Annotated in this window: 14 protein-coding genes; 3 read left to right on the top strand and 11 right to left on the bottom strand. The window is 69.7% G+C overall.

Annotation, left to right across the window (positions count from 1 at the left end; translation table 11 throughout):
* Positions 1-297: 297 nt before the first annotated feature.
* The gene (locus tag ACTWPV_RS05570; RefSeq protein WP_443150852.1) at positions 298-2,004 is read right to left on the bottom strand and encodes a CocE/NonD family hydrolase; all 1,707 of its coding nucleotides are present in this window, start codon (positions 2,002-2,004) and stop codon (positions 298-300) included.
* Positions 2,005-2,340: 336 nt separating this feature from the next.
* Complete coding sequence (locus tag ACTWPV_RS05565) at positions 2,341-2,502, bottom strand: hypothetical protein (protein ID WP_443150851.1); 162 nt, start codon at positions 2,500-2,502, stop codon at positions 2,341-2,343.
* A gap of 387 nt (positions 2,503-2,889) precedes the next feature.
* Here ACTWPV_RS05565 and ACTWPV_RS05560 point away from each other — a divergent pair, with 387 nt between their 5' ends.
* Positions 2,890-3,345, top strand: a complete 456-nt coding sequence (locus tag ACTWPV_RS05560; protein WP_443150850.1) for a nuclear transport factor 2 family protein — start codon at positions 2,890-2,892, stop codon at positions 3,343-3,345.
* A 196-nt stretch (positions 3,346-3,541) separates the two neighbouring features.
* On the opposite strand, the gene ACTWPV_RS05555 is transcribed toward ACTWPV_RS05560, so the two are convergent.
* The 3 genes from ACTWPV_RS05555 to ACTWPV_RS05545 all read right to left on the bottom strand — a co-directional run bounded on the left by ACTWPV_RS05555 (position 3,542) and on the right by ACTWPV_RS05545 (position 5,802).
* Positions 3,542-3,673: a hypothetical protein gene (locus tag ACTWPV_RS05555; protein ID WP_347642437.1), complete on the bottom strand. Its 132-nt coding sequence runs from the start codon at positions 3,671-3,673 to the stop codon at positions 3,542-3,544.
* A 152-nt stretch (positions 3,674-3,825) separates the two neighbouring features.
* Positions 3,826-5,286, bottom strand: coding sequence for a ricin-type beta-trefoil lectin domain protein (locus ACTWPV_RS05550; protein ID WP_347642436.1), 1,461 nt, complete (start codon positions 5,284-5,286; stop codon positions 3,826-3,828).
* Between the two features lie 372 nt (positions 5,287-5,658).
* The gene (locus tag ACTWPV_RS05545) at positions 5,659-5,802 is read right to left on the bottom strand and encodes a hypothetical protein (RefSeq protein ID WP_443150849.1); all 144 of its coding nucleotides are present in this window, start codon (positions 5,800-5,802) and stop codon (positions 5,659-5,661) included.
* Here ACTWPV_RS05545 and ACTWPV_RS05540 point away from each other — a divergent pair.
* A complete protein-coding gene (locus ACTWPV_RS05540) occupies positions 5,785-6,042 on the top strand; it encodes a helix-turn-helix domain-containing protein (protein WP_347642434.1) in 258 nt (85 codons plus the stop codon). The two genes, ACTWPV_RS05545 and ACTWPV_RS05540, sit on opposite strands and share 18 nt — an antisense overlap.
* Before the next feature lie 76 nt (positions 6,043-6,118).
* Here the strand turns inward: ACTWPV_RS05540 and ACTWPV_RS05535 are convergent, their stop codons facing one another.
* The 6 genes from ACTWPV_RS05535 to ACTWPV_RS05510 form a co-directional block, all read right to left on the bottom strand.
* Positions 6,119-8,407, bottom strand: coding sequence for a phosphodiester glycosidase family protein (locus ACTWPV_RS05535; RefSeq protein WP_443150848.1), 2,289 nt, complete (start codon positions 8,405-8,407; stop codon positions 6,119-6,121).
* A gap of 10 nt (positions 8,408-8,417) precedes the next feature.
* A complete protein-coding gene (locus tag ACTWPV_RS05530) occupies positions 8,418-9,224 on the bottom strand; it encodes a phosphatase (protein WP_443150847.1) in 807 nt (268 codons plus the stop codon).
* Between the two features lie 4 nt (positions 9,225-9,228).
* The gene (locus ACTWPV_RS05525; protein ID WP_443150846.1) at positions 9,229-10,356 is read right to left on the bottom strand and encodes an ABC transporter ATP-binding protein; all 1,128 of its coding nucleotides are present in this window, start codon (positions 10,354-10,356) and stop codon (positions 9,229-9,231) included.
* A gap of 20 nt (positions 10,357-10,376) precedes the next feature.
* The gene (locus ACTWPV_RS05520) at positions 10,377-12,077 is read right to left on the bottom strand and encodes an ABC transporter permease (RefSeq protein ID WP_443150845.1); all 1,701 of its coding nucleotides are present in this window, start codon (positions 12,075-12,077) and stop codon (positions 10,377-10,379) included.
* A 4-nt stretch (positions 12,078-12,081) separates the two neighbouring features.
* On the bottom strand, positions 12,082-13,119 hold the full coding sequence (locus tag ACTWPV_RS05515; protein WP_347642429.1) for an ABC transporter substrate-binding protein: 1,038 nt from the start codon (positions 13,117-13,119) through the stop codon (positions 12,082-12,084).
* Between the two features lie 131 nt (positions 13,120-13,250).
* The gene (locus ACTWPV_RS05510) at positions 13,251-14,036 is read right to left on the bottom strand and encodes a GntR family transcriptional regulator (protein WP_347642428.1); all 786 of its coding nucleotides are present in this window, start codon (positions 14,034-14,036) and stop codon (positions 13,251-13,253) included.
* A gap of 302 nt (positions 14,037-14,338) precedes the next feature.
* Here ACTWPV_RS05510 and ACTWPV_RS05505 point away from each other — a divergent pair, with 302 nt between their 5' ends.
* Entirely contained in the window at positions 14,339-15,511 is a 1,173-nt protein-coding gene (locus tag ACTWPV_RS05505) for an SGNH/GDSL hydrolase family protein (protein WP_443150844.1), read from the top strand.
* The last annotated feature ends 214 nt before the right edge of the window (positions 15,512-15,725 follow it).

Below are 15,725 nucleotides of genomic sequence, written 5' to 3'. Positions count from 1 at the left end.
GGTGTAGTCGGAGAAATCGGGTGCCCGGTGACCACCGTGACACCAGCCCAACAGGTCCTGAGCTGCGCAATCAGCTTCCGCTTCCGGCTCGGCTCGCACCGTTCGCTGTCCGACGGCAGGACGGCTCGTTGGCCCGTCCAGCGGGTCGCTTCTGCGCTCTCGGAACACCGCCGATGCTCCCCGGGCATCTCCGCATCCGCCGCGCAGACCAGTGGAGGCACGCGGACACATCCCCCTCGCCACATGCATGGCGATCAAGGGAAAACCGCGAGACACGAGCTTTCCCAGGTGTCTCGCTTATCGCCGGATCAATGGCAACGTCACCCGGCTCGGATGATCCGGTCCGGTGAGGATGGCGTTATGGGCGACCACGGCGTCGTCGACGGCCTCCCGGCTGATAAAACCACCGGTGTTCGTGTTCCGGTCGAATCGTGGGAAGTTGCTGCTGGAGATATCGATGCGGATCCGGTGGCCGGCCAGGAACACCATGGAGGTCACCGACATGTCCACCTCGATCTCATACACCTGGCCGGGGTTGATCAGGGTGGGCGTTTCGAGCCCGTCGCGATAGCGCATGCGAAGGATGCCGTCACATACGTGGCGGGCGCTACCGTCGGGGTGGACGTCGACCAGCTTGGCTGTGAAGTCGGTGTCAGGAGCGCTGGAGTGCACGAACAGCGTGGCCCGTACGTGGCCCGTAGCCTCGGTGTTCTGCGTCAGCGGCTCCGTGGTGAAGGACAGCACGTCGGCTCGTTCCTCGATGTGCCGCTGGTCTACTGGTCCATCCGTGCGATACGACCCGTTGTAGTTGCCCCCGCGGCTCGGGACAGGGTTCTTGGGGTCGTAGTCGTACTCGGCGGAGTTCCGGCTCGCCGCGGGAGACCTGCGAAGCGAGCCGTCACGCCCGCAAGCGGCGGCGTCCAGGTAGAGGTCGGTGTAGGCGGTGTCCGGTAGCGGCCAGTCCTGCTCCTCACGCCACTCGTTGACGCCCATGACGAAAATCTTGACGGGTGCCGCCGGCTGAGAGACCGCGTCGCCGACTGGAAGCCACTGCGCGAAATGGCGGAGGTGCTCTCCAATGAGGTCGGCTCCCTGCGCGGTCGCCGCCATCCCGAAATCGACCTCGGGAAAGTTGTTCTCCAGCGGCCAGTGCGCCCAGGGACCGATGATGATCCGTGTCCCTCGCCGTGCTTGCGGAGTCGCCGCGGTCGTGCGGTAACGCGCGAAATCACGAATCTGCCCGTTGATGAAGAAATCGAACCAGCCGGCGATCATGAGAATCGGCTGCGTCATGTCGGGGAAGGACCGCGACCTGTCGAGGGCCTTCCAGTAGTCGTTGTTTTCCGGATTGTCGAGGATCTTTTGCAGGCGCTCATCGCCGGCGACCAGCGATTGCTGATGGAGCGGAACATCGTCATAGGTGTTCGGACCGCTCCTTAGCTGGGCGCCGAGGTCGGCCACGAGCGTCTGGTCGCCGCCGCCCGAGGCCATCGCACGGACCTGCTCCTGCATCCGCATGCCGAAGTGCCAGGTGAGGGCGAGCTGATGGAACATCGCCCCGCCGGGGTGATACCAGAGGCCGGTATACCAGTCGGCGGCCGACACCTCGACAGCGAGTGCCTTGACGGCCGGGTGCCGGGAAGCTGCGATCGCCCATTGCGTCTGTCCGGCGTATGACGCGCCGTAGGTCGCGACCCTGCCATCGCTCCACGGCTGACGCACGAGCCAGTCGACGGTGTCGTAGCCGTCGTCGCGTTCGTCCTCGATGCTGCGGAAGTCCCCATCGGAGCCGTACGTTCCCCGGCACGCCATCCACGCGACGTTGTATCCCGCCTTGAGAAAGAACAGATACTCCGGCACGCTGATCATGTTCGTCTTGTCGACGCCGTAAGGCGTCCGCAGGAGAAGCGTCGGTCTCGGCTCGTCCTGGCTCCGGTACAGCAGACCCTCGACCTTGACACCGTCGCGGAGGGGGACGGTGACACGCTCGAAGATAAGGGCCATGTTGGTTCGCTCCTTTGCTTGAAGGTGCTGGGTCGTGGTCGGGGTGGTCAGGTCCTGGTCTGCGCCGCCCGGATGGGCAAGCGATGTTCGCGGGGCGATCTGGGCCGCTCTTCGGGGCGGTCATGGGGTGCTTGGCCTGTGCGTCCTCGGCTCAGCGACGCTCACGGCCGGCGGCCGCACCGGGTCAGCCTTTGAGCGGGGCATCCCTAGCGCTCACATGAATGCGATCACTCGTAGGCGACGTCGATGCCGGGCACGCGGAAGGCTGGGAGGGTTGTCGCTCATATCCAGGCGACGGACGAGCAGCCGCCTGGGGGACAAACCTGTCCCCCAAGCTCAGAGCTGTTCGAGAGTGCCCAGGTCGAAGCGGCGCAGCCAGGCGGTAATCGTGTGGCGGCGAGCGGTGGTGATCTCGCTGGAGCGGCCTGGCTTGGCGGAGGAGATCCAGATCAGGTTGCCGTGCTCGTCGGCAACTCGCCACTGCGGTGTGAGCCCCATCACGTTCGCCGGCCGTCCCGACGCGCCGGACTCGTTCGTCGATGATCTGTAACCGCCACTGCGGCGAGAAGGCCACCATGGACGATCGATCCTGCTACGTCGGCAAGCGGATCGGGGCAGATGGCGCGGCGAACTGGGAGGCAGGCCCGTGAGCACAACCGCCGAAAGGCCAGAGCGAGTATCCGCGACCACGACGAACTCTGGACCCCAGCAGAACACGCCGCCCGTCCCCTCCACATCACCGACATCCATCACCTCAGGCCCTTTCAGATACGCCACCAGACCTAGACGTTCAGCGAAGCGCCGCTGGTGCGGACGCACCCCGCGGCACCCTCCGGCAGGAGCCCGATGACGTCATCCATCACGTTCGCAGGAGAGAGGAAACCGATGAGAGATCTGCAGGCCATCGCCGACCGCGTCGAGATCGAGGCGCTGCGGGGCGACCACGCCGACGCGGCAATGATCGGCGACTATGACCGTTTCGCGTCGCTGTTCACCCGGGACGCGGTGTGGCGGATACCCCCCGCCGACGTCGAGTTCACCGGGCGGGAGGAGATCCGCGCCGGTATCGAACGGCTGCAGGGTGCGTGGGAGTTCTGGGTGCAGAACGTGCACCCGGGCACGATCCAACTCGATGGTGACACCGCGACCGGCCGGGAATCCATCTTCGAGATCGGTCGCCAGCGCGACGGCAGGTCGGTCCTCATGTACGGCCTGTTCCACGACCGTTACCAGCGCACCCCGGATGGCTGGAAGTTCACCGAGCGCGTCCTCGAGCCCAGGTACCTCGACACCACTGCGCTGCCGGGTTCGCCTCATGTGACCTGGGACCCCGCCGGCTGATCCGGCAACGCGACATCTCAGAAGGTGAGGCGACCTGTGGGGCGACGCGCCAGCCTCTGTCGCGGGAGGCGGCGCTGCCCCGGCCGGTTACCTCCGACCCGGGCCAGGCGGCGGTCGCCCGGTCGGACGAGGCGATCGGCACGGGCCAGGGTCTCGGCCTTCCCTCAGCGCTCGCAGACGGCGATCTCCTGGTTCATCACCAGCCCGCTCTGGGCCAGCTGTTAGCGTTGGGCGGCGAAGCAGCACCTCCCAGCTCGCGCGGGCTCAGCGCGACGTCGTCCATGGTGGGCCCGCCGAGCACCCTCCGGCGTTCGATCCGGTCTTCCACCGGTACGACGGTCTGCTCACCGTGTTCGGCCGGCTGCTGCGTGCGGTGACCCGGGCTGGACGGCGCTCCAGGGCGCCGTCCAGGATCACGTAGGCTGCTCGCCGCTCGTGGCCCGATGCCTTCGTGTTCACGTGCTCCTGTCCGGTGTGGCCTCAAGCGTCCCAGCGCTGGTTGGCGCCGCCCCAGCAGGTGTACTGCTGGAGGCGGGCGCCGTTCGCCGTCGACTGGCCGGACACGTCGAGGCACTTGCCCGAGTGCCGGGCGACGATCTCGACGTGGCTCGTGCCGGACACGGTGCGGAGTTCCCACTGCTGGTTGGTGCCGCTGCCGCACGTGTACTGGATGACGGCCGCGTTGTTCGCGGTGGAGGCGTTGTTGACGTCGAGGCACTTGCCGGAGTGCCGCGCCACGATGTTGTGGTAGCCGTTGCCCAGATCGCGCAGTTGCCACTGCTGGTTGGCGGCCCCGGTGCAGGTGTACTGGATGATCTCGGCGGCGTTCCCGGTCGAGCCCTCCAGGACGTCGATGCACTTGCCGGAGTTCTGATTGACGATCTGGGTCGTCGTTGCGTCACCGCCGCCGTCGACGTCGTCGCCCCAGCCGTAGCGCAGGCGGTTCGCGCCGGACTGGTTGCGGATCGTGAGGTTGAGGTCGGTGCCGCTGCCGCTCTTGGCGTACATCGAGTACCAGTCGTAGCCGATGTCGCCCGGCTTGCCGCCGATGGCCGGCCAGTAGGTGCCGCCCATAGCGTTGTCCCGCATCACCTGGGTGACGGCGCGGATGTGGCGGACGAAGTTGTCCGTGCTGTTCGGGTCGGCGTAGTTCAGGCCGTTGTTCATCGGAGCCCCGAACTCGGTGGCGACCGCACGCGAGGCGCAGTTGCCGAGGCGGGTCCGTACGTGGGACCGCCAGCCGTCGTACGTGTTCGCCGGGTAGAAGAACGCGTAGTGGTGGAACGAGAACAGCGTGCCGGCGAAACGCGAGTCGTCGCACAGGTCACGGAGGTCCTGGCTGTAGCCGGCACCGCCGACGAGCACCCGGTTCGGCGGGGCCGAGTAGTGGTGGTCCAGCCAGCCGGCGGCGATGTCGCGCCACTCGGCCGAGCTGTAGCCGTGCGGCTCGTTCATCGGCTCGAAGTACACGAGGCTGTTCGATCCGTACTGGGAGGTCACGGCCGACCACATCGCGTTCCACGCCGGCAGGTCGGTGATGCGGCCCCCGGAGGCCGCGCCGTCCTCCCAGTACGCGAGGATCACCTTCCACCCGCGCGCCGTGGCGGCGTCGATGGCGCCGCGGTAGGCGTTCCACCAGGTGGTGCCGACGGTGTGGGTGTTGATCGGCAGCCGGACCGTGTTCACACCCAGTGTCGACTGCATGTCGTCGTACAGCGCGTTGGCCTTGGCCTGTACGGTGGCATGGCTGTCGGAGCTGCTCAGCCCGTCGACGACGAGCGGGCCGGTGCTGAAGTTGTCGCCCGGCACCGCCCAGTTCATGCCGCGGAACTGGCTGGTCGCGGCCGACGCGGGCGTCGTCCATAAGCTCACCGCGACGATCGGCGGGAGCAGCAGGGCTGCCAGCCCGGCGAGCAGCCGCCTGGCCCGGAATGTGTCCATGAGGGAACCCTTCTGGTGCGTCGTCACGTGGTCTGCTCACGGGCCGGAAGGTCGCGTCGGCCGCTCCGGCCGAGATGGTCCTGGTACCTGGCGTGGTCGCGCGCGCTCGAGCGGGCACGACGAGACGTGGTGCTTGTCATGGTTCTCTCCTTGAGGGCATGCGCCATGGACCGGCGGCACTGCCGGTTCGCGCACGCTCACCGCGTGATCGTTGACGCCCGCCCGGAGAGAAATCCGTCTACCAAGCCCAAGTTAGCGTTAACACATCGCCGGGAAAAGGGCGTGCGAGAACCGATCCCGGCAGGAGCAATTCACTGGCACGCAGCACGAGGTCGAACGGTTGCCGGGCGCGACCTCCACGAGCCCCTGCGGTCATCCCTCGGCGGCGTCCGCCAGCGCCGTCCCGTACCGCTCGATCCCGAGGTAGGGGTTCAGCTGCGGGTGGCGGCTGCCGACGGCGACGTCCCGCCAGCGCTGCTCGATCTCGTTCTGGTGGAGGTGCTGCGCCAGTGGCACGAGGAGCACGACGCGCCCGGCTGGCCACGGGCCGACGACCCCGGGATCGCCGCCGCGCTGCGCGCCGCGATCCTCCTGCGCGAGTCCGACGCGCCCCTCGCAGCGATCGCGCGGCAGGTCGGATACTCCACGGAGTTCGCCTTCTCGGCCGCGTTCCGCCGCGAGTACGGGATGTCGCCCGGCGGTTTCCGCAGGACGCCGGTCATGCTCGCCGAGCGGGCCTCATCCGGCGGCCGCTGACCCACCCGGTTCATCGCACCGCGCCCGGGCGTCCCGTGCGGGATCGACGACGCCCGGGTCCGGGTGGGGCGCGGGGTCAGCTCGCGACCACGGCGGTCAGTTCGTCCAGGACCAGGGTGCCGACGTAGCCGGCGTCCGGATCGAGTTCGTTGAAGAAGATCCGGCGCAGGCTCACCGGATAGGTCACGGTGTCCGGCACCTCATAGGTGATCTGCTGCCAGCCCGGTTCGGTGATGAACGCGGGCTCGATCGTGTGCAGGGTGCCGTCGCGGTCGACGACCTCGAGGCGCGTCCGGTGGACGTGTCCTTCCGCGTTCACCCAGATCTTGAACGCCGTCGGCTCGCCGGCCACCGGAAGGAGGTTGGCGGCCGGCCAGATGCCGACGCCGCGCGTCTCGGTGCTCTGGGTGAAGTCGTAGTCCAGCTTCAGCCCGTCGCCGACGTGGCCGTCCGGGGTGGACGAGACGGTTCCGGTCGCGCGCAGGCTCCAGAAGCGCCAGTTCGACGTGTCCTCGAAGGTGTCCACCACGTCCTGGGACGTCCCGATGCCCACGATGAGCTCGGTCGTCACGCCGCCGGCGGACACCGAGACGACGTGCTCGCCGTCGTCGGCACGGGCGGTGACGGTGAACGCTCCGGTGCCGTCCGCGGTCACCTTCAGCGCGGCGTCGTCGTAGGCAAGGGTGACGTCGGCGGGGTCGATGGGGGCCGCGTACCCGGCGGAGTCCGAGCCGTTGACCTCGAAGGTCCCCGTGGCGCCCTTTTCGAGGAGGTTGAGCCGGCCGGAGCCGGTGTCCAGGCGGGCCAGCTCACCCAGCACGGTCATCTCGATGTCCCCGGTGGCCCTGCCCCGCTTGGCCGTCACGGTCGTGCTGCCCGGCGACAGCGCGCGGAAGACACCATCGCGGTCCACCCGGCCGATCCGGTTGTCCGCGACCCGCCACTGTGGCCTGGCCTTGCCGGGCAGATCGGCGGGACCGTACGTCTCGTCGAACGCGTCCGCCCTCAGCCGGCGGGTCAGCCCGGGGAAGACCCGCTCGGTACGCCATGACGCGGCCGGATCCGGACCCGGGAACCGGTCTCGTTCCGTCGCCGTGCTCACCCAGAAGCCCGTGGCCCTGCCGCTGCCCTCGGGAAGGAACATGGCCAGCCCGGTGGGCACCGGGCGGGTGCCCGCGGCGTCGGACGGCCGGTTGACGAGTTCGGCGTCCTCCTGGCCGGGGTCGCGCGCGACGAGCGTCGTCGAGCCCCCGCCGTCGAGGTTCAGCGCGCTGTGCGCGCCCAGGTCGACCATCATCCGCGCCAGCTCGTTCAGCCCGATGCCGCGGGAGAACTGGGGCTGGCGGCCGTCCACCGCGACCAGCCACATCCTGGTCCCGTCCGCGGAGAAGCCGACGGCGGTGCGCGGCTCCGGCGTGTTGTTCTCCGCCGGGAGCTCGAGCGGCTCGCCGTCAGCGACGAGGAGCTGACGGCCGCTCATGGCCGCCTTGACCTTCATGTCGCCCGGAGCGCGTACGTCGTAGTCGACGGAGACCGGGTCGCCGACCCGCAACGAGGACAGCGCGTCCGCCCCGGCCTCCCGCCCCACCAGCACGAACGCGCCCTCGGCGATCGCGCCCTCGCGGGGGACGTCCACCACCTCGGCCACGACGCCGCCGCGCACCACGACCTCGATGGTCCGCTCGACGCCCTTGACCGGATGGCAGCGGCAGTACGTGCCCCACACCGGGGTGAACATGCCGATCTGGCCGTCGAGCAGTTCCGCCTTGTTCAGCGCGTCCAGGGGGACGGTCCGGCCACCGGGCAGCTCGACGGTCCCCTCGAAGACGATCTCGCCGATGGCGCCCACCTGGTCCTCGGAGAACATCACCGCGGTCCGGTCGGTCTGCGTCGCCTTCGTGTTGGGCAGGGGCGACTGCAGGAGCTCGCCGTCCTGGATGGCCACACCCCACGGCGCGCCGGATGCGGAGATGTCGAAGTAGTCCGCGTTCACCGCGGCGACGGCGCCCGCTTCCCGCGCCATGTCGAGGAGCGGACGTCTCGCCGCGACCCGGCCGGGAAAGAGCCGGCCGATCTGTACGCCGGACGTCAGGTCCACGGACATCTGGTACGTCTGCAGCCAGCCCGGCTCCCCGGTGGCGCCGTCGGGACCGTGCAGTTCGACCGTGCTCAGCTCGACCCCCGGAGCGACCGGCCGGGACTCGCGGTAGGTCTCGGTGCGGCCGGTGGTCCGCGGCGCGTCGAGCGTGGCCGCGACGGCGGGCGCCTCCGTCCGCGCGTACGCCGGGCCCGTCAGGACAAGGGCGAGAGCCGCCGATAACAGGGCGGAGGGAACTTTCCATCGCATCGAACCGCGACGAGACATACTCATCTCCTTATCCAGCGATGCCGGCTGCGCGCCGGAGCATGAACTCGGTCACCGGGGCGAACTCGGCGGGCGTGAAGTTGTCCTCGATGGGGAGCACGGGTTCGTGCCGTCCCCGGGCCCGGGCCAGGAACAGGGCGATGTCGTTGGCGTCGGCTATCGACAGCGTGTTCAGGCCGGCGGCGATCGCCGCGCCGGCCATGCCGTGGTCGGCGATGACGAGATCGATCCGTACGCCGTCATCGGCCGCCGCGGCGATCATGGCCTCCATGTACTCGGGCCGGTGGGTGTGCAGGATCGCCTCGTCGTGGAAAGCGCACCCGACCCCGCCGAAGAACCGGATCCCCGACTCACCGGCGGAGTGGGCGCCGACGGCGAGGCCGAGACGGTGGTCGTCGAGGACGCGTACGATCCGGTTGCCCGCGTTCCGCAGGGCGCGCGCCAGCTCGGCGTAGTGCTCCAGCAGCCCGGTCGGGTGCCCGGTCGCCAGCAGCACCGCGGCGCCGCCGTCACGCAGGAAGGGAGCCAGGGCGTCGGCATGGGCCCGGATGCCGGCCAGCGTGTTCTCCGGCGCGATGTACCCCAGGTCGGGATCGCCGTGCGTGATGCGGTCGCCGATGCCGGCGTCGACGGCGGTCACGACCTCGTCGACGGTCGCCGTACGCCAGTCCTGCAGCCCGAAGGTGTTGTCCGGATCTCCTCCGAGCATCTTGAGCGCGTACGCCAGCGACTGCCGGCGGGTGGTCCGGATGTCGCCGGACAGGCTCCGCTCGACGAGCAGCTCGCGCAGGTCCGCCTCTCCGTGTGCGGTGCGCATGCCGTCAGCTCGCCGCGGTCGCGACGGCGCTCCCGGGCCGGGCGGCGGCAGCCGGTGGGCGCCACGCCCCCTCGGTCCTGGCGAAAGCCCGCGCCGCGCCGTTCCCGACGGCCAGCCGGACGGCCGCTCCGGGAGACCAGTCGCTCTGAGCCGAATGCACGATCACGACCGAGCCGTCGACGTCGACGTACGTGCGGACGACCGGGCCGAGGAACTGCACGTCGCGGACGACGCCGCGCAGCGCCCGCCCGTCGGTGGCGTCCTCCTCGGTGAGGGACACGTCCTCAGGGCGTACCGACACGTCGACGAGCGAGCCGGGAGCGACGGAGGCCGACGCGCCCGCGGGCGTCGCCGGGAGCGCCGCGCCGGCGACGTCGACCTCCCATGACCCGGCCGACTCGCCGGCGAACTCCCCCACCAGCCAGTTCGTGATGCCGACGAAGTCGGCGACGTACCCGCTGGACGGGGCCAGGTAGATCTCGTGGGCGCTGCCGAGCTGTTCGAGCGAGCCGTCCCTCATGACGGCGATCCGGTCTCCGAGGGCCAGCGCCTCCTCCTGGTCGTGGGTGACGTAGACGATCGTCGTCCCGGTGTCGCGCTGGATCTCGCGCAGCTGGGTGCGTAACTGGATGCGGGTCTTCGCGTCGAGGTTGGACAGCGGCTCGTCCATGAGGAGCACCGACGGCCGGATCGCCAGCGACCGGGCGACGGCGACGCGCTGTTGCTGCCCGCCGGAGAGCTCGTTCGGCCGCCGGCCGCCGAGGCCCGTGAGGCCGACGAGTTCGAGCGCCTCCTCGGTGCGGCGGGCCCGCTCGTCCCTGGCGAGCTTCTGGGCCTTCAACCCGAACTCGATGTTCTCCGCGACGGTGAGGTGCGGAAAGATCGCGTAGTCCTGGAACACCATGGACGTCGGCCGGGCGTCCGGGCCGAAGCCGGACACGTCGACGCCGTCGATGAGCACGGTCCCGCTGTCGGGCCGGACGAAGCCGGCGATCATCCGCAGCGTGGTGCTCTTGCCGCACCCGCTGGAGCCGAGGAGGCAGAGGAACTCGCCGCGGCCGACGACGAGGTCGAGGTCACGGACGGCCGGCACCCCGTCGAACGACTTGCACAACGACTTCAGTTCGATCATGGAATCTCCATCAGCAGGTGTCACAGGTCGTAGAGCCGCAGCCGGGAGCCGAGGGCGAGCTTGGCGACGGCGAGCCCGGCGAAGCTGACCACCATCAGGCCGGCCGCGACGCCGGTCGCGGCGCCCCACTGGCCGAACTCGGCGAGGTTGACGATGGTGGGGGCGCCCAGGCCGATTCCCGGCGACGTCAGGAAGATCACGGCACTCAGCGTGTTGATCGCGTGGAGGAACCCGAACACGAGCGACGTGGTGAACGCGCCGCCCAGCAGGGGGAACATGATCTGGACGATGACCCGGGCCCGCGAGGCGCCGAGATCGGTGGCGGCCTCGTCGATCGACGGGCTGATCTGGTTGATCGTGGTCACGGCGGTCCGGTAGCCGACCGGGATGGCGCGGACCACCATGACCAGCACCAGGATCAGCGCGGTGCCGGTCAGAGCGAGCGGCGCCTCGTTGAACGTGAGCAGCCACGAGATGCCGATCATCGTCCCGGGGATCGCCGACGGCAGCACCGCGAGCCCGTCCATCACGCCACGGCCGACGACCTTCGTGCGGTGCACGACGTAGGCGGCGACCAGGGTGCTGATCGTCGTGATGATCGCCGCCGTGGCGGAGAACAGCGCGGAGTTGCGGATGTCGTCCCCGCGCAGGAGAGCCGTCTGCCAGTGGTCCAGCGTGAGGCTCCAGTCCGCGCCCCACGCCCGGGTGAACGAGCCGACCAGGATGCTCCCGTAGATGAGGATCATCAGGACGCTGACCATGCCGAGGACGGCGAGGAGCCCGCGCCGCACCGTCGCGGGGAGCGGCGCGGGAGGCAGGCTCCCGGTCTTCCCCGACACGGTCACCGCGGAGCGCCGCGCGAGGACGCGGCGCTGGATCAGGAAGAGGACAAGCGTCGGCACGAACAGCAGCACGCACAGCACCGCCGCCATCCCGAAGTCCTGCCTGCCCACGGCCTGCACGTAGGCCTCGACCGAGAGAACCTGGTACCCGGCGCCGATGAGGACGGGGTTGCCGAAGTCGGTGATGACGAACATGCCGACGAGGAGCAGCGCGTTCAGGATCGTGGGGAACGCCAGCGGCAGCGTGACCCGGCGGAAGGTCTGGAACCACGTCCAGCCGAGGTCCCGGCTGGCCCACTCCAGGGTGGAGCCGATGTTCTTCAGCGTCGGCAGCAGGGTCAGCGTGGCCATGGGGAAGAAGGCGAGCGTCTGGACGAGCCAGAGACCGCCGAGTCCCAGGAGGCTGACGTCCAGCCCCAGCAGCTCGTGCGTGACCAGCCCCCGCCGCCCGAACAGCAGCAGCACCGCGAGACCGACGACGAACGGCGGCGAGATCAGCGGGAGGAGGGCCATCACCCGCAGCACGGCCCGGCCCCTGATGTCGGGCCGGCTGAGGGCGTAGGCGAACAGGAAGCCGACCACGGTGGCGCTCAGCGTCGAGGCCACGCCGATGACGACGGTGTTCTTCGCGGCCTGGGCCACGCGCGGCTCGGCGAGCCCGCTCCATGCCTCGCCGTCGGGCTCGAACAGCATGGCCACCGTCGGCACCAGGACGAGGAGGATGAGCAGGCCGCCGACGTAGACCGCGAGGGTGCCGACCGTGATCCGGTCGGCCAGGAGCCGCCTGCGGCTGCGCCGCTGCCAGTCCGGCCGGGTCCCGGGTGCCGGCTCCTGCTCGGTCCGCTGTTCCTGGACGGCGCGTCGGGTCGTCGAGGGCACGGCGTCAGACCCCGTACCGCTTGGCGAACTCCTTCGACACCGCGTCGCGCATCTCGCCGGCGCGCACGGGGTCGTAGTCCACGAGGTCGAGCTCGGCGAGCCCTTGCGCGCCGTCGGGGAGGTCGACGTCGTTCCGCACGGGGTACGAGTGGACCAGGTCGACGATCATCTGGGACGCCTTCCTGCCCTGGAGCCACTGGATGAACTTCTCGGCTCCCTGGGGATTCGGCGACCCCTGGACGAGCGCGTTGCCGGAGATGACGACGCCGGTGGGCTTGGGGTAGACGAGTTCGATGGGGAACCCGGCCCCGCGCACGTTGAGCAGGTCGTGGGCGAAGGACACGCCGGCCGCGTACTCACCCGTGGCGACCAGCTGGGACGGCGCTCCCCCGCTGTCGGTGTACTGGCCGACCAGCTCGTGGAACGAGTCGAGGAACTTCCACGCGGCCGCGTCGTCGCCGTGCCGGAAGAACTGCGTCGCCACGAACGTGTACCCGGTCCCGGACAGCGTCGGGTTCGGCATGACGAGCTGGCCCTTCAGGTCCGGGCGGAGCAGCTCGTCCCACGTCTTCGGGAGCGGGGCCCCGCCGGTCTCCTCCTTCCACCGCTCGGCGTTGACGCCGACGGTCATCAGGATGAGCTCGTTGGCGTGCCAGTAGCCGGCCGGGTCGACGAACCGCTTGTCGACGCCCTCGACGGTGGACTTGTGGGGCCGGATCAGCTTCTCCTTGGCGAGCGGGCCGGCGTCCCCGCTGGCCAGGCCGATCACGTCGGCCGCCGGGCGGCCGGCCTCGGCCTTCAGCCTCGCCAGGAGCTCGCCGGCGCTCTGCCGCAGCACCTCGACCTCGATCCCCGACTCGGCCTCGTACGCCTCGGCCAGCCGTCGAGCGGGTTCCTCGGGCATCGGCGTGTACCACGTCACCGGGCCGCCGGACGCGGACGCGGCGTCATCGTCGCCGCCGGATCCGCAGGCCGCCGACCCGAACATGAGGAGTGCGAGAGAGAACGCGCCTGCGGCGACGCGTAACAGGGGTGTGCGCATGAGTGACCGCCTTCGGATCGATAGGCCCGCGAAGAGAGGGGCGCAAGGTCACGCTGCACGAAATGGTGATATCTAAGGCCCTAGGTGTCAATACCTCTTGTACACCAATTGCAGTCGCCGGAGGGCCGCCGTCAGCCCAGGGACGTCGCGGTGTGCGTCACCCCGCGGGGGTGCCCGAGGTCCTCTTCCGGCGTGGCCGTCAGGTCCAGCTCCGATGTGATCATGTACCGGTCGCCTCTGAACAACGTCCGGGTGAACTCGACGGGAACGCCGTCCGACGTGCGGGTCGCGGTCCGGAACAGGAACGCGGGAGAGTAGGGCGGCGCGTCGAGCATCGCGGACTCCTCCGGGCTGAGCACCGTCGGTTCGATGGTCTGGGTCCCCGAGGCCACCTTCAGCCCGTACCGATCGGCGAGCAGCCGGTAGAGGGACTTCTCCTCCAGCTCTCCGGCGGGCAGGCCGGGGACCAGGGCGTCCGGCAGCGTAGTGGTGGCGATCGCGATCGGATCGCCGTCGGCCAGCCGCAGCCGCCGTACGGTCACGATCGCGTCGGAGGGCGCGATCTGGAGCCGCCAGCTCAGCCGGACGCCCGCGTCCGAGCGCTCCACCCCGACGACGCGGGTCGACGGCGTGATCCCCCGCTGACGCAGGCTCATCGAGAACGACGACGCCGCCGGCGACTGCGTGATCGTGGGCCGCGCGACGTAGGTCCCGCTGCCCTGCCTGCGGATGAGATGACCGTCCCTGACCAGGTCGTCGACGGCTCGCCGCACCGTGAGCCTGGAGACCCCGCAGTCCTCTTCCAGCACCCGCTCCGGCGGGATCGGATCGCCCACGTTGAGGTCCTCGAGCAGGCTCATGATCCGCTCCCGGACCATGTTGTGCTTGCGCCCGCGACGAGCGTCTGCGTCGCTCACGTCCACCCCCTCCAGCCCTTCACGGCGGCACCCTCGCTTATCCCGCATTTTACGCCACGGCCATGAAGTGGTATTGACGACTTGTATACCAGCTCATAAAGTCACCGAGGAATCATGACCTCCCGGTGAACCATGGCGGAGCGCCGACGCACCGCCACTCCTCCGTCCCACGGCTGGCCGCGACCGTCAGGCCGGGTCCGATCATCGTCGCATCAGGGCCGACGCATGACCACCCTGCCTCGACCAGCGCCTTCCCCGTCCGGCCCGAGCCCTGAGAAACATCGATCGACAAGGGAGCACCGATGGGAAACCACATGGTCAATCGCCGTCACCTCCTCGGACTCGCCGGCGCCGGCGGAGCCGCCCTCGCGATACCCGGCCTGTTACCCACGCCGGCCCACGCCGCCCCGCAACCGCCCGCGGCGTGGCCCACGGAGTTCGTCGAGGTGACGCCCACCGTCGAGGGCGACGTCGCCTGGTACGACGTGTCCCACTGGGGCGTCGAGGGCAAGGGCTGGTCCGACACGGCAGCCTTCTACGACCGGCTGCCGGCCAGGGCCGAAGGCCTCGTGACCCCTGAGGTCTGGGTGCGGAGCAGGAACTCCTCCGGGATCTCGACCCGGTTCGTGACCAACTCGACGATCTTCCGAGCCCGCTACCGGCTCAACCTGGCCACCACCGCGATGTACCACATGCCGGCCATCGGCCACAGCGGCGTGGACCTGTACGCGCGCACCGGAGCCGGGCAGGACGCCTGGCTGGCCAACACGCACCCGACGGCGCAGACCGTCGACCAGCAGATGGGCCTCGCGGTCGACCCCGGAGAGCGCCTTTACACCGCCTACCTCCCGCTGTACAACAGCCCGCAGCAGCTCCAGATCGGCGTCGAGGCCGGCGCCTCGTTCGCCGGGGTCGCCCCGCGCACCGCCAGGCCCGCGGTCTTCTACGGCAGCTCGATCATGCAGGGCGGGGTGGCGTCCCGGCCCGGCATGTCCATCACGGCGCTCCTGGGCCGCCGCTTCGACATGCCCACCATCAACCTGGGATTCTCCGGCAACGCGAGGATGGAACCCGAGATCGCCGAGCTGATGACCGAGCTCGAGGCGTCGGTCTACGCCGTCGACAGCTCCCCCAACATGAACCCGCAGCAGATCTCCGAACGCGCCGAACCCTTCGTCCGCATCCTGCGCGAGGCGCGCCCGGACACCCCCATCCTCCTCGTCGAGGACCGCCGGTACGGGGACGGTCAGTTCGTCCAGTTCCGCCGGGATCGCAACGCCCAGAACGCGGCCGCCCTCCACGCGGCGTACATGAACCTGCGCGCCTCCGGCGTCAAGCACCTCTGGTACCTCAAGGCCGACAAACTCCCGCAGGCGGAGGAAATGGTCGACGGATCGCATCCGAGCGACCTGGGCATGGTCACGTACGCCAAGGCGTACGAGAAGGTCCTGCGCCCGATCCTCCACGACAGGTGAGACGGACCGCGCCGATGACCCCGGTGAACTTCGGGTTGTGCCGGTAGCCGGCCTGGAGAACGCTCCCCGGCCGAACTCCGCACCGGCTTCGATCCACGCCCCTGGTTCGCCGACCGCCTCGCGTCGCACGCCCGCCGGACCTGATGGCGAGGCGACGCTCTCCCAGCCCGGCACCGGCCCCCGCGACGCCCCGCGCTCCGCCACGTCCACGGCT

It is taken from the genome of Nonomuraea sp. KM88 (assembly GCF_052245635.1).
Taxonomy (GTDB): domain Bacteria; phylum Actinomycetota; class Actinomycetes; order Streptosporangiales; family Streptosporangiaceae; genus Nonomuraea.
This window is presented reverse-complemented; position numbering and strand designations above follow the sequence as displayed.

Coding starts and splice junctions, on each gene's coding strand:
- ACTWPV_RS05515 (WP_347642429.1), bottom strand. CDS start 13,119: ATGCGCACACCCCTGTTACGCGTCGCCGCAGGCGCGTTCTCTCTCGCA.
- ACTWPV_RS05570 (WP_443150852.1), bottom strand. CDS start 2,004: ATGGCCCTTATCTTCGAGCGTGTCACCGTCCCCCTCCGCGACGGTGTC.
- ACTWPV_RS05535 (WP_443150848.1), bottom strand. CDS start 8,407: ATGTCTCGTCGCGGTTCGATGCGATGGAAAGTTCCCTCCGCCCTGTTA.
- ACTWPV_RS05550 (WP_347642436.1), bottom strand. CDS start 5,286: ATGGACACATTCCGGGCCAGGCGGCTGCTCGCCGGGCTGGCAGCCCTG.
- ACTWPV_RS05560 (WP_443150850.1), top strand. CDS start 2,890: ATGAGAGATCTGCAGGCCATCGCCGACCGCGTCGAGATCGAGGCGCTG.
- ACTWPV_RS05530 (WP_443150847.1), bottom strand. CDS start 9,224: ATGCGCACCGCACACGGAGAGGCGGACCTGCGCGAGCTGCTCGTCGAG.
- ACTWPV_RS05505 (WP_443150844.1), top strand. CDS start 14,339: ATGGGAAACCACATGGTCAATCGCCGTCACCTCCTCGGACTCGCCGGC.
- ACTWPV_RS05525 (WP_443150846.1), bottom strand. CDS start 10,356: ATGATCGAACTGAAGTCGTTGTGCAAGTCGTTCGACGGGGTGCCGGCC.
- ACTWPV_RS05565 (WP_443150851.1), bottom strand. CDS start 2,502: ATGGGGCTCACACCGCAGTGGCGAGTTGCCGACGAGCACGGCAACCTG.